At 36.9% G+C, this 13972-nt stretch carries 17 protein-coding genes; 16 read left to right on the forward strand and 1 reads right to left on the reverse strand.

The window, feature by feature from the left end:
• Positions 1-63: 63 nt before the first annotated feature.
• From NSQ95_RS08080 to ndk, 16 genes are all read left to right on the forward strand, one after another.
• A complete protein-coding gene (locus NSQ95_RS08080) occupies positions 64-711 on the forward strand; it encodes a flagellar brake domain-containing protein (RefSeq protein WP_340883714.1) in 648 nt (215 codons plus the stop codon).
• 74 nt (positions 712-785) lie between these two features.
• A complete protein-coding gene (gene cmk / locus NSQ95_RS08085; protein ID WP_205964054.1) occupies positions 786-1460 on the forward strand; it encodes a (d)CMP kinase in 675 nt (224 codons plus the stop codon).
• Entirely contained in the window at positions 1461-2048 is a 588-nt protein-coding gene (locus NSQ95_RS08090; protein WP_169359587.1) for a lysophospholipid acyltransferase family protein, read from the forward strand. It abuts the gene before it with no gap.
• A gap of 276 nt (positions 2049-2324) precedes the next feature.
• Complete coding sequence (gene rpsA, locus NSQ95_RS08095) at positions 2325-3467, forward strand: 30S ribosomal protein S1 (RefSeq protein ID WP_169359586.1); 1143 nt, start codon at positions 2325-2327, stop codon at positions 3465-3467.
• Between the two features lie 120 nt (positions 3468-3587).
• Positions 3588-4898, forward strand: coding sequence for a ribosome biogenesis GTPase Der (gene der, locus NSQ95_RS08100; RefSeq protein ID WP_169359585.1), 1311 nt, complete (start codon positions 3588-3590; stop codon positions 4896-4898).
• A gap of 20 nt (positions 4899-4918) precedes the next feature.
• Complete coding sequence (locus tag NSQ95_RS08105; protein WP_169359584.1) at positions 4919-5938, forward strand: NAD(P)H-dependent glycerol-3-phosphate dehydrogenase; 1020 nt, start codon at positions 4919-4921, stop codon at positions 5936-5938.
• Between the two features lie 109 nt (positions 5939-6047).
• A complete protein-coding gene (locus NSQ95_RS08110; RefSeq protein ID WP_277347097.1) occupies positions 6048-6227 on the forward strand; it encodes a DUF2768 domain-containing protein in 180 nt (59 codons plus the stop codon).
• A 13-nt stretch (positions 6228-6240) separates the two neighbouring features.
• Positions 6241-6948 (forward strand): hypothetical protein, encoded by a 708-nt coding sequence (locus NSQ95_RS08115; protein WP_169359583.1) that lies wholly within the window; start codon positions 6241-6243, stop codon positions 6946-6948.
• Positions 6949-7028: 80 nt separating this feature from the next.
• Positions 7029-8507, forward strand: a complete 1479-nt coding sequence (spoIVA, locus tag NSQ95_RS08120; RefSeq protein WP_169359582.1) for a stage IV sporulation protein A — start codon at positions 7029-7031, stop codon at positions 8505-8507.
• 174 nt (positions 8508-8681) lie between these two features.
• Positions 8682-8954 carry an HU family DNA-binding protein gene (locus NSQ95_RS08125; protein ID WP_169359581.1) on the forward strand — a complete coding sequence of 91 codons (273 nt, stop codon included), beginning with the start codon at positions 8682-8684 and terminating at the stop codon, positions 8952-8954.
• Positions 8955-9127: 173 nt separating this feature from the next.
• Positions 9128-9697 (forward strand): GTP cyclohydrolase I FolE, encoded by a 570-nt coding sequence (gene folE / locus NSQ95_RS08130; protein ID WP_169359580.1) that lies wholly within the window; start codon positions 9128-9130, stop codon positions 9695-9697.
• 67 nt (positions 9698-9764) lie between these two features.
• Positions 9765-9986: a trp RNA-binding attenuation protein MtrB gene (mtrB, locus tag NSQ95_RS08135; protein ID WP_169359579.1), complete on the forward strand. Its 222-nt coding sequence runs from the start codon at positions 9765-9767 to the stop codon at positions 9984-9986.
• Between the two features lie 88 nt (positions 9987-10074).
• Positions 10075-10824, forward strand: coding sequence for a heptaprenyl diphosphate synthase component 1 (locus tag NSQ95_RS08140; protein ID WP_169359578.1), 750 nt, complete (start codon positions 10075-10077; stop codon positions 10822-10824).
• A gap of 15 nt (positions 10825-10839) precedes the next feature.
• Complete coding sequence (locus NSQ95_RS08145) at positions 10840-11544, forward strand: demethylmenaquinone methyltransferase (RefSeq protein WP_169359577.1); 705 nt, start codon at positions 10840-10842, stop codon at positions 11542-11544.
• Between the two features lie 20 nt (positions 11545-11564).
• Positions 11565-12539: a heptaprenyl diphosphate synthase component II gene (gene hepT, locus NSQ95_RS08150; RefSeq protein ID WP_251555926.1), complete on the forward strand. Its 975-nt coding sequence runs from the start codon at positions 11565-11567 to the stop codon at positions 12537-12539.
• A gap of 80 nt (positions 12540-12619) precedes the next feature.
• Positions 12620-13066, forward strand: coding sequence for a nucleoside-diphosphate kinase (gene ndk / locus NSQ95_RS08155; protein ID WP_169359576.1), 447 nt, complete (start codon positions 12620-12622; stop codon positions 13064-13066).
• Positions 13067-13322: 256 nt separating this feature from the next.
• Here ndk and NSQ95_RS08160 read toward each other — a convergent pair whose 3' ends face one another.
• Positions 13323-13625 (reverse strand): hypothetical protein, encoded by a 303-nt coding sequence (locus NSQ95_RS08160; RefSeq protein WP_340883712.1) that lies wholly within the window; start codon positions 13623-13625, stop codon positions 13323-13325.
• Positions 13626-13972 lie beyond the last annotated feature (347 nt).

The raw sequence follows: 13972 nt of genomic DNA on the forward strand, positions 1-13972 counted from the left end.
ATAGAATTCTCCCTCTTTAAATGTCATAATAAAATTAATATGACATTTAAGAGGGTAAAAATTATGCAAATTAAACTAGGAACAAATTTAATAGTTGAGCCAACTTTCACAGAGAAGGCTGAGAAATATCGTTGTAAAGTAGTAGATATGGATGATCATTTTATATATGTAGATTATCCTATAGATACTATTACCAACAAAACCGTTGTCATGATGGAAGGTACTCAGTTACGTGCCACGTTTATAGAAGAAACGAAATCTGTCTTTGCTTTTCCAACAGAAGTGTTAGGAAGAAAGTTAGGACAAATTCCAATGATAAGACTGTCTTATCCTGACACGGAAGACTTTATGAAAATACAGCGTCGTAATTTTGTAAGAGTTGTATCACCAATTGATATTGCTATTCAATTTGGAGATGAAAAATATCAATCGGTAACTGATGACATAAGTGCGGGTGGGGTAGCCATCATTCTAAATGAGGAAGTGAAATTTAGTGGTGGAGATGAGGTATCTTTAATTATTCCATTATCTTTTAATAATGGAGAAATGAGATATGTATTTACTACTGCTTTAGTCATACGCATCTGGGAGAGAGAATCGTTAAAAATTGCGTCTTTACAATTTACGAATACAGATGATTTGGACAGGCAACAAATCGTTCGTTTTTGCTTTGAAAGACAGTTGCTTATGCGAAAAAAAGGACTAAGTTAAAAGTCTGTATTTACAGGCTTTTTTTTTTCGTATTATTCTGTGATAAAATATAGGCAAATAGAGTGGAGGATAAAATGATGAAACAAATTCAAATAGCGATTGACGGTCCAGCAGCGGCGGGTAAAAGTACGATAGCGAAGCAGACGGCTGAATTATTAGGTTATACATATGTGGATACAGGAGCAATGTACCGAGCAATTACGTATAAAGCACTTCAACTTAACATAAATTTGCAAGATGGAAGCAAACTAACTGAGCTTCTAAAAGATACCTCTATTGAGCTTAAGCCATCTTCTAAAGGACAACTTGTGTTTTTAGATAACGTGGAAGTAACGGACCAAATACGTTCAAAAGAAGTCACTTCGAACGTATCAGTTGTAGCAGCACATGCTGATTTAAGAGAAGAAATGGTGAAAAGACAGATTGAGATGGGTAAATCTGGCGGAGTGGTAATGGATGGACGAGATATTGGAACACACGTCCTTACAAATGCTGAACTTAAAATATTTATGTCTGCAAGTGTTGAAGAAAGAGCAAACAGAAGATTTCTAGAAAACGAAAAAAGAGGAATTCATACAAGCTTAGAAGAATTAATTCATGATATAGCATTAAGAGATAAATTGGATAGCGAGAGAGAAGCATCTCCTCTCATCAAAGCAAAAGACGCTATTTTCATTGATACCACATCTCTTACGATTCATGAAGTTTCTAATAAGATTATGCAGTTGGCAAAAGAAAGGATGGTTTAATTGGAACTGTATTCCTTTGCGAAAACAATTGTTTTTGCAGCGTTAAAACCAATATATAGATTTGAAGTAATAGGGGCTGAAAATTTCCCAAAAGAGGGAGGGATTTTACTATGCTCAAACCATATAGAAAATTTAGATCCTCCTGTCGTTGGGATTAACGCACCACGACCTGTTAACTTCATGGCAAAGGAAGAGCTTTTTAGAATACCTGTATTAAAAAGTTTACTACCGGGCGTAAGAGCATTCCCAGTAAAAAGAGGAATGAGCGACCGTGATGCGCTTCGAAAAGCGTTAAAGCTTTTAAAAGAAGGAGAGGTTGTAGGTCTTTTTCCAGAAGGAACAAGAAGTAAGGATGGAAAGCTAGGAAAAGGTTTTAGTGGTGCTGGTTTTTTTGCCCTTAGAGGAAATGCAAACGTAGTGCCATGTGCAATTATTGGGCCATATAAACCTTTTAGACGTTTAAAAATAGTTTTTGGAGAAGTTATAGATATGGAGCCGTACAGAGAAAGAAGAGCTTCTGCAGATGAAGTTACAGAAGTTATTATGGAACACATCGGTAAAATACTAGACCAATATAAAACTAAATGATTTTAAATACTTTAATCTGTTCTTAACACATCTTTAATGGCTACAGTGTGGCGGACTCTCAATCATCCTACGGAGAGAGAAAATCAACTATTTTTATAAACTAGCATATATGTCACTAGCTTTTAATATTCTCTTGTTTTTATCCAGTTTTTTAGTTTGATAGCGAAGCAAAATGATTAAGTGGATGGGAATTTCTATTTCAAAAGTGCTTCTTTTTGTATTTCTGAGAAAGTTCGCATAAAATAGAGAAGAGACGTTGTGAAGGAGGAATATCATATGTCAGAAGAAATGAACTTAAACACGCAAGAGTTTAAAGAAGGAGATCTGGTTAAAGCGACGGTTGCACAAGTAGATGAGAAATCAATAATTGTATCAATTGAAGGTGCACCTTTCGATGGTATAGTTCCAATTAGCGAGCTTTCTAGCCTGCATATTGAAAAAGCATCCGACTCCGTTTCCATCGGCGATGAACTTGAACTCATGATTACTAAGGTAGAAGAATCTAACTACGTTCTTTCCAAACGAAAAGTCGATGCTGAAAAAGCATGGGAAACGTTAGAAAAACAGTTTCAATCTGGGGAAGTTATTGAAACAGAAGTTAAAGAGGTTGTTAAAGGCGGACTAGTTGTAGATTTGGGTGTCCGTGGATTCATACCTGCTTCTTTAATAGAAGATTATTTTGTAGAATCATTTGAAGATTATAAAGGGCGAGTTTTGACTTTTAAAATCGTTGAATTAGAAAAAGACAAAAACCGATTAATTCTTTCTCATAAAGCAGTAGTTGAGGATGAAAAATCAGTAAATAAAAACAAAACGTTAGATAACATTAAACCTGGGGACATTGTTCCAGGTACAGTCCAAAGACTAGCTTCTTTTGGTGCTTTTGTAGATATTGGAGGCGTGGATGGACTTGTTCATATTTCTCAAGTATCCCACGAGCACTTAGATAACATATCTGATGTGTTAAAAGAGGGACAAGAAGTTAAGGTAAAAGTATTGTCTATAGATCGAGATGCAGAAAGAATTTCTTTATCTATTAAAGATACGTTACCTGGACCATGGTCTGATCTGGAAGACAAGGCTACAAAAGGATCTGTTCTAACTGGGAAAGTTAGACGACTAGTATCTTACGGTGCCTTTGTTGAAGTTTTCCCTGGGGTTGAAGGCTTAGTTCACATATCTCAAATTGCTCATCAGCATATCGGGACTCCTCAGGAAGTACTGAAAGAAGGTCAAGAGGTAGAGGTAAAAGTTTTAGATGTAAACAGTAAAGAAAAACGTTTATCTCTAAGTATTAAAGAGCTAGTGAAGAACGAAGATGAGTTCAATTTAGCTGATTATCAAATGCCTGAAGAATCCAAAGGTTTTTCTATTAGCGATGTTCTAGGCGATCGTTTAAAAGACTTTACTAACAAATAATAATAGCTAATTTCGTCATAATCTTAACTTATTCAAGCAGGTGACTTCAATAAAGTCGCCTGCTTTTATTGTTTTGTTGTATAATACAGTTTAGACGAAGTTTGGAAGGATGTAATATTAATGACAAAACCAGTAGTAGCAATTGTTGGTAGACCTAATGTAGGTAAATCGACTATATTTAATCGAATTGTAGGAGAACGTGTATCCATTGTGGAAGATATCCCAGGTGTAACGCGTGATCGTATATATAGCTCAGCAGATTGGCTTACACATGAATTCAACATCATTGATACAGGTGGAATTGAATTGAGCGACGAGCCATTTCTAGAGCAAATCAAACAACAGGCTGAAATCGCTATGGATGAGGCAGATGTAATCATCTTCCTAACAAATGGTCGTGAGGGTGTGACAGCAGCAGATGAATACGTTGCTAAAATACTTTATAAAACAAAGAAGCCGGTTGTATTGGCGGTCAATAAAATTGATAATCCAGATATGCGCGAAATGATTTTCGACTTTTATGCCCTAGGATTAGGCGAACCATACCCTATTTCAGGTTCACATGGTCTAGGTCTAGGAGATTTGCTCGATGAAGTCGCTAAAAACTTCCCAGATATGGATGAACAGGAATACGGTGAAGAGGTTATTAAGTTTTCTCTTATCGGACGTCCAAATGTAGGGAAATCATCTTTAATCAATGCATTCTTAGGGCACGAGCGAGTCATCGTAAGTGAAATTGCGGGAACTACAAGAGATGCTATCGATACAGAGTACTCATTCGATGATCAAGATTATGTAATGATTGATACTGCTGGTATGCGTAAAAAGGGTAAAGTGTATGAGACAACTGAAAAGTATTCTGTACTTCGTGCATTAAAGGCAATTGAACGCTCAGACGTTGTTTTAGTTGTTCTAAATGCAGAAGAAGGCATTCAAGAGCAGGATAAGAAAATCGCTGGTTACGCTCATGAAGGCGGTAAAGCAGTTATTATTGTGATGAATAAATGGGATGCCATTGAAAAAAATGATAAGACGATGAGTGAAATGACTAAAAAGATTCGTGAGCATTTCCAATTTTTAGATTATGCACCAATCGTATTTGTATCAGCAAAAACAAAACAACGTGTAAATTCTTTATTCCCAGTTATCAATCAAGTAAGTGAAAACCATGCAATGCGCGTTACATCTTCCGTTCTAAACGAGGTAGTAGAAGATGCAGTAGCAAGAAACCCTGCTCCAACAGATAAAGGGAAAAGATTGCGTATTTACTATGCTACTCAAGTGGCCATTAAACCGCCTACTTTTGTTGTATTTGTTAATGAACCGGAATTAATGCACTTCTCTTATGAGAGATTTTTAGAAAATCGCATTCGTGAATCATTCGATTTTGAAGGCACGCCTATAAGAATTATTACTCGTGCTAGAACATAATTAGCAAAGGGGGCTTAAAGATGACAAATGTAACCGTTCTTGGAGCAGGTAGTTGGGGAACAGCTTTAGCGATGGTTCTTGCGCATAATTCTCATGATTGCCTTCTCTGGTCACACAGAGAAACTCAAACCGAGGAAATAAACCAGAATCATACCAATAAAAAATACTTGCCGGATACGATACTGCCTGAAAATCTTAAAGCTACAAGCGATTTAACTCAAGCAATAGAGCATGCATCTATTATTGTTTTAGCAGTACCTACAAAGGCAATTAGAGAAGTTTGTCAGGATATTGTAAAGCTGATGGAAAACAAAAAGCTTTTAGTGCATGTTTCGAAAGGAATCGAACCTGATTCCTTAAAGCGAATATCAGAGATGATTGCTGAGGAAGTTCCTGAATCTATGGTAGAGGGTATTGTAGTATTATCTGGCCCTAGCCACGCCGAGGAAGTAGTTTTACAGCATCCAACTACGATTACGGTGGCTAGTGATAATATGATGGCTGCAGAAAAAGTACAAGATCTATTTATGAATAATTACTTCCGTGTCTATACTAATGATGATGTCATTGGAGTAGAAATAGGGGCTGCCTTAAAAAATGTCATCGCATTGGCCGCTGGTATTGTAGATGGGCTTGGTTATGGTGATAATGCTAAAGCTGCACTTATAACTAGAGGTTTAGCTGAAATCTCAAGACTTGGTATAAGTCTAGGTGCCAAGCCGTACACTTTCTCTGGTCTGACAGGAATGGGTGATTTAATAGCAACGTGTACAAGTGTACATTCCCGTAACTGGAGAGCCGGTAACCTACTCGGTAAAGGCTCTAGCTTAGATGAGGTGCTAGAAGAAGTAGGTATGATAGTGGAAGGCGTTAGGACGACAAAAGCAGCGTTTCAGCTTGCACAGAAGCAATCTATTGATATGCCTATTACCGCTGCATTACATTCTGTTCTGTTTGAGCAGGTACATCCAAAACAAGCAGTTGATTCCCTAATGCATCGTACAAAGAAGAATGAACTGGAAGATTATAAGACGTTTTAAAAATTGTCATAAAAAAGAGTTGTATAAAAAAGCAACTCTTTTTTCATGTGATATACTATTTTCATGAAAGGTGGGGGAACAGTTGCTATTAGTCTCTTCAATGGACAAAATGTGGATATCCTTTGGTTCTATGGGATGCATGTTTATGGCCATGTTACTTATGTTTTTTGTAAAAACAAAAATCCAAAACAGATTCATAAAGTTTATATTTGGTCTGGTTGCATACATATTGCTTTTCATTGGTTTTATCACAATGGTTTATATCATTTTCAATCCAACAAAAGCCTAGTAAGGAGATTCGAATGAAAAAACTATTACTAACTGCTATTTCTATAACAACACTCGTCTTAGGTGGTTGTGGTTTTAAAGGCGGCTATGAGCCAGAAAACCTATTACCTTATGAAGATCAGCTTAATTCCGTACAGACTGCAGTTGAAAGCTTCCAAGAAGCCTCAGGTGGCTTGCTGCCTATCAAAACACGTGAGCAAGAAACAGATCAATATATAAAATATCCGATAGATTTTAAGAAAATTGTTCCGAACTATCTTGGGAAAGCTCCTGCTAACTCGTATGAAACAGGTGGGATTTATCAATATGTCTTAATGGACGTAGAGGAAAACCCAACTGTAAAGTTGGTAGACTTACGAATTGCAGATACTTTGCGAGATATTAACTATCGCAAAGGGATAAACGGCTATGGTCCTATCGCTGAGACGATTGTAGAAGGTGTTTATAAGCTAGATTTTAAAAAGATGGGTTATAAAGACGAAATTACCGTTCAAAGCCCTTATTCAGACACTCTGCTTCCTCTAGTAGCGACGGGCGATGGAAAAGTATATGTGGACTATTCTATTGAGCTTTATCGTTTGCTTCAAGAGACAGAGGTTGACGTCAAGCCAGGTGATGATATTCGTTTTTTAATAACGGATAACTTTGCGATCGTCCCTGCGTATTCATTGCCTTATACGGTTGATGAAAATAACGAACCTATTTTTATGATAAACAAATAACTTATAAGAAACGTTTCATGCTCTATGCATGAAACGTTTTTTTCGTGCATATATTAAATTGCGAAGAAAGGAGAATACCGATGTCTAGCAAACTGTATGAACAAATAGCAGAAAGAACAAATGGTGATGTGTACCTTGGTGTAGTAGGTCCAGTTAGGGTAGGTAAATCTACGTTTGTAAAAAGAGTAATGGAGCTAGTTGTATTACCGAATATTGTTGACGAATCAGAAAGATTAAGAGCACAAGACGAACTTCCACAAAGCTCTCCTGGAAACGTCATTATGACAGCAGAACCTAAATTTGTTCCTGCTCATGGTACGAATGTATACTTGGGTGACGAGCAGCTTCGATTACAAATTAGATTAGTAGATTGCGTAGGGTACATGATTGATGGCATTAAAACCCATTCTGGAGAAGAAGGGCAGAAGCTGGTCCATACTCCTTGGCATACGGAAGCAATTCCGTTTGAGGAAGCTGCAAGAATTGGAACTGATAAGGTTATTCGGGATCATTCTACTATTGGCATTGTGATTACAACGGATGGTTCTGTCAATAATATTCCTAGGGTAGCAGCAGAAAAAGCAGAAGATGAAATTATAGGTCAGTTAAAGGAAATTGGAAAGCCATTTGTTATTGTCGTTAACAGCAAAACGCCAGGTCATTTAGAAACTCTTCATTTGTGCGAAGAACTTCAAAAAACTCATGAAGTACCTGTAATTCCGGTTGCTGTGGATAGAATGACAGCAGAGGAAATTCAGTACATACTACAACAGGCGCTATATGAATTTCCGATAACGGACATTGAATTGATGAAGCCTGATTGGACAGATGTACTTGAGCCAGATCATTTTGTTAACAATCAAATTACTACTTCCTTACAAGAATGGCTGCAAATTGTCTCCAAAATGAGAGACGTGAAGGAGCTTGCAGAAAAATTTAAGGAAGTCCCATTTATCAAGTCTGCAGAGGTTATAGAGGCAGATCCTGGTAGAGGGTCTGCTTGTATTCAAATAGATTTAAAACCTGAAGTATTTCAAGAGGTTTGTGATGAATGGCTTGATGAGCCAATTACTTCTAAAAAAGACTGGTTATTGTTTGTTAAGGAAGCGTCTACAGCTAAAAAGACATATCATCGGTTTGCGGATGCGCTAGAAGCAGCAAATACGACAGGATATGGTGTGTCACTTCCATCCATTCAGGATTTCCAACCTACTGCACCAGAAATTATTAAACAAAATAATTTCTTTGGAGTCAGCTTAAAAGCTAAGGCTTCTTCGCTTCATATCATTCGAGTGGATATGGAAGCAGAATTTGCTCCGCTTTTAGGGTCAGAATTCCACAGTCAGCAGCTTTTAAAAGACTTAAAGCATGGATTCTTACATGATAGAGATGCACTTTGGTCAACGCAGGTTTTTGGAACGTCTCTGTTAGAGGTTATGAAGGAAAGTATACGGTATAAAACGGAAAGTGTAAGTCAGGTTGCTAAGAAAAGAATGCGCCAAACAATTGAAAGAATGGTAAATGAGGGAGACCGTGGAATGGTTACCTTTATTCTATAAAATACGGATTTGGACTTTTTGTGCCTATGCAAAAAGTCCTTTTCTTTGTTTTTTTTACGTTCTTTTTAAGGAAAGTTGCCTAAACACGGATAAATAGTGTTGCGAAGGCATTTCTGTTGTGATACTCTTTTTACAGGATTGATGCTTATCTTCCTTTGAGAGGAGGTGAATAGTATGAATAAAACAGAATTAGTGAACTCTGTTGCAGAGGCTGCAGAATTATCGAAAAAAGACGCAACTAAAGCAGTTGAGGCTGTATTTGAATCAATTCAAACTGCTCTTGCAGATGGTGAAAAAGTTCAATTGATCGGTTTTGGTAACTTTGAGGTTCGTGAACGTGCTGCACGTAAAGGACGTAATCCACAAACAGGTAAAGAAATCGATATCGCTGCTAGCAAGGTGCCTGCTTTCAAACCAGGTAAAGCACTTAAAGATGCTGTAAAATAATGGTGTCGTAGTACATAGAACGGTTACTGTGAAGCTTGCTTCATAGTAGCCGTTCTTTTCAATTTATTATATAATAAAAATTTGTTGCCTGAAGTGAAATTAATTTCCTATATTCATTTCATATGCTAAGATACATACGACATATTATGCAGTTTTTTCTGGGGGGTCAGCAGATGACGAAGGTCGATCTGAAAAAAATAGAAAATGCAGTAACAATGATTTTAGAAGCGGTAGGAGAAGATCCTAATCGAGAAGGGTTATTGGATACTCCAAAAAGAGTTTCTAAAATGTATGCTGAGATGTTTGAAGGACTACACCAAGATCCAAAAGAACATTTCAAGACAGTTTTTCATGAAGAGCATGAGGAATTAGTTTTAGTAAAAGATATACCTTTTTTCTCCATGTGCGAACATCACCTTGTTCCTTTTTACGGTAAGGCACATGTTGCATACATACCTAGAGATGGCGTTGTAACCGGCCTAAGTAAACTCGCTAGAGCCGTGGAAGTTACAGCAAGAAAGCCACAGCTTCAAGAAAGAATCACTTCCACGATTGCTAATGATATTATGGAAATGATTAACCCTCATGGAGTCTATGTCGTGATAGAGGCAGAGCATATGTGCATGACCATGCGCGGGATTAAAAAGCCTGGTGCCAAGACCGTTACTTCTGTAGCAAGAGGTATCTATGAAACAGACGATATAAAGCGCTCAGAGGTTTTATCATTTATCCAAATGAAATAACTCCTTTTGAGGTTCGATGAGAATATGGTATGATGAATTTAGATTATGAACAAAGGAGACTATTGTAATGTCTAGTTCAGATTTTATCGTTATAAAGGCAGAGGAAGACGGAGTACAAGTGATCGGTTTAACCCGAGGTACGGATACAAAATTCCATCATTCTGAAAAGCTTGATACAGGTGAAGTGATGATTGCTCAATTTACAGAGCATACATCTGCTATGAAGATAAGAGGCAAAGCTTCCATTCATACAGACAACGGTATTATTAAAAGTGAATCTAAGAAATAAATAATTTAAAAGGCCAATAATCGCGAGTTAAATTATATATGTCGTGACAGACTAATGCTAACTGCGATTGGGAAATGGAGTAAAGTGTATGAATGAATCTTTGATAAAACATCATTTAGAAAAATACAAAAGAGATATTCTCATGCAAATACAACATAATACTCTGTTAAAATATGCAGGAATGCCTGTTATCGACGAAGAACGTTTGTTCTTTACGCTTTTACCCATGCTAAATGGAGAACAGTGGGATGACTCAAATAATCAAGCGACCATTGCTGTCTCATTGATTTTTGCAGCTCTTGCAGCTCACGATTTAGTCAAGGAGCAAAATGCGACCACCAAAGAGCAACAATTACAAGTATTGGCGGGAGATTATTACAGTGGAAAATATTATCAGCTGCTGGCGAAGGGAAAGCAGCTAGAGCTGATTCAAATTTTTTCTGCTGGAGTCTCATCTATCACAGAGCACAAAACAAAATTTTATGACCACCTAGCTTATCCTTTCGAAGACCTTATTCAGTCTATACAGCTGATAGAAAGTAAGCCAATCGAGCAATTCATGGAATACTTTTCGTATCATGAATATATCTTTATCATGAAGGAAGCATTACTCCTTATAGCCTTAAGAAGAGAGTTACATGCCTTTGAAAACAGGGAAGAAACATTCTATATCCGAAATTCCTTCCTGTTGCAGACAAAGATCGATTTGCTTCGTGAGGAAATAGAAACGGTAGAAAATAATTTGGTGCGGGAAGTGCGATACTCCACTATATTAAAAGAAAACGTAAAGCATGCTATTTTAGAGCGAGTAACCGAACAAGCTATAAAGAGCAGTTGAGAGAAGGTTTAACAGATGGGAAAAACAAAAGAACAACATGTCCACGAGGTTTTTGAGAAGATTTCCACGAACTATGATTCTATGAATTCTGTCATAAGCTTTCAGCAACATAAAAGCTGGCGGGGCGACACGATGAAAGCTATGCAGGTCAAAGAAGGAAGCAGTGCATTAGACGTTTGTTGTGGCACGGCTGACTGGACGATCGCTTTAGCAAAGGCTGCTGGTCCTACTGGTACAGTTAAAGGATTAGACTTCAGTCAAAATATGTTAAATGTAGGAAAAGAAAAAGTGAAAGATATACCACAAATTGAATTGATTCATGGTAATGCAATGGAGCTGCCTTTTGAGGATAATACATTCGACTATGTAACAATTGGATTTGGCTTGCGAAATGTTCCCGACTATAAACAAGTGCTACAGGAGATGAACCGAGTAGCTAAACCGGGTGGCATGATTGTTTGTTTAGAAACCTCTCAGCCAGATTCCAAGCTCTTTAATGCAGGATTCCGCTTTTACTTTAGATACATTATGCCAGTTTTCGGAAAGCTTTTTGCTAAGAGTTATAAAGAATATTCTTGGTTACAAGAGTCCGCAAAAGAATTTCCAAATAGAGCTGAGCTAACTCAGTTATTTGAAACAGTAGGAATGGTTAACGTGAGTAGTAAACCATACAGTGGTGGTGCAGCTGCCCGACATATTGGCTATAAGAAAGATTTTTAAGTAGGGGAAGGTTTGTTTCTGTGGATAAGATGAGATTAAAAATGCTTTATTCCGATCTAAAATCGGATTTAGAAGTCATTGAAAATGAATTAGCAGCAGCTGTGAATTCTTCCTCCCACTTATTGAATGAGGCCTCGCTTCATTTGTTGCTCGCAGGGGGAAAAAGAATCCGCCCTGTATTTGTACTGCTTTCAGCTAAATTTGGCGACTATTCTATAGAGTCTATTAAGCAGGTTGCTGTTTCTGTCGAGTTGATACACATGGCTTCCTTGGTCCATGATGACGTGATTGACGATGCTGAAACTAGAAGAGGCCGAGAAACTGTTAAGTCTCAATGGAACAATCGAGTAGCTATGTATACAGGTGACTTTCTTTTCGCTAAGGCTATTGAATACATAACAGCAGTAAAAAATACATATGCTCATGAGGTTCTCTCTAATACGATGGTCGAGCTTTGTATTGGGGAGATAATACAAATTGAGGACAAGGGATTTGTTGATCAGACGGTCCGGGACTATTTAAGAAGAATTAAAAGAAAGACAGCAATCCTCATCTCAGCCAGCTGTGAACTGGGTGCAATTTCTTCAGGTGCCGATGAAAAGACTATTAAGCATCTTAAGAGATTTGGTTACTATGTAGGAATGTCTTTCCAGATTATCGATGATATCCTCGATTTCACTTCCACTGAGGAGGAGTTAGGTAAACCAGCTGGAGGAGACTTACTTCAAGGTAATATTACTTTACCAGTGATATACTCAAAAAATGATCCAGCTATCTATCCGTTATTGAAAAGGGTTTTCGATGGTGATATCGAAGAGAAAGATATGGAATTGCTGCTTAAAGAGATTCGACAATCGGAAGGTATTAAACGAGCAAAACAAGTAAGTAATATGTATTTGCAAAAGGCTTTACATGAGGTGAAACAGCTTCCGTCAAATTCTGCAAAGAAATCCTTGCAAAATGTCGCATTATTTATGAGTAAACGTAACTTTTAATTGAAATTAACTGGCTGTAATGATAGTATTTTTAACGGTGGAGAAATAAAATCCATTTTATATTTGAAGGAGTGTTCATAATGGAAAAAACATTTTTAATGGTAAAACCTGACGGCGTACAACGTAACCTAATCGGTGAAATCGTTAGTCGTTTCGAGAAAAAAGGATTCCAATTAGTTGGAGCAAAATTAATGCAAATTCCTACTGAATTAGCAGAACAACATTATGGTGAGCACAAAGAGCGTCCGTTCTTCGGAGAACTTGTAGAATTCATCACTTCTGGACCAGTTTTTGCAATGGTTTGGGAAGGGGAAAATGTTATCTCTACAGCTCGTTTAATGATGGGTGCTACTAACCCTAAAGAGTCTGCTCCAGGAACAATTCGTGGAGATTTCGCAGTAACTGTTGGTAAAAACATTATCCACGGTTCGGATTCATCTGAAAGCGCTGAACGTGAAATTGGCTTATTCTTCAAACAAGAAGAATTAGTTTCTTACGCTAAAGATGCTAACAACTGGATTAACTAATTAAAAAAACAAAGCTATTCTCTGCTAAGGAGATGGCTTAGACTGTAGATAAACTTAATTTAAGTTTATCTACAGTCTTTTTTTTAGGCTAAATTAACTCATTGGAGAATGATAGGGGTAGATTTAACAATTTACAAAAAAGGAGCTAGAAAATGCAACTTCTAGCTCCTTGTAGTTTTATTTAAAATCCCCTCTCTTTTAAATAACGGACAGCTTTAATTCAAATAATTAAATACTTCATTAAAGTAAAGACCTCTTATTTGTTAAGGAAGCTTAGTACAGGAGGGAAGAGTAACAGAATAATGGCAGTTAAAATCAGTATGATATAAATCAATTTCGGTAGTTTTTCTCCATCTTTTCCTCTATTCCTGCTATTAAATAGTAACTTACCTCTAGTAAACACCAGAAGTAGAATAAGAATAGAGACATAAGGTGTCCAACCATACTTTTCAATATCAATGTTCATCTCTTCATAGATACCACCCCAAAAAATTACCCAATTCAAACTAATGAAAAGGAGTATTACAAAAATTAGGGTTGAATTTAAAAGGCTTTTCATTGAATTCTCCTAACTAATATCTATTTTTTCATTTTTATCCTTTATTTCAAAAAGCTGATTCATTATTTTAAGTTTAGCATTTCACAACAAAAAACACTCCAAGAAAATTCACTCCTCTTATGAAAGAACTCGATTTTCCAGAGAGGTTTTTATGTTTTATAGCGTATGGATAGACATTTTTTAATATTTGTTCTCTGATAAAGCGTTTACTTCCTGCAGCAGGTTGTCTGTGCCTATAGTCCTCATGCGGTTATTCCTTAGGTGACTCACGCTTTGCTTTGGATTATTTGTAATACATATATAAAGTATATGCGTAAATGTTCACATTTCTCTGTTTTTTTGCTGTA

Source organism: Psychrobacillus sp. FSL W7-1457 (assembly GCF_038593405.1).
Lineage (GTDB): Bacteria > Bacillota > Bacilli > Bacillales_A > Planococcaceae > Psychrobacillus.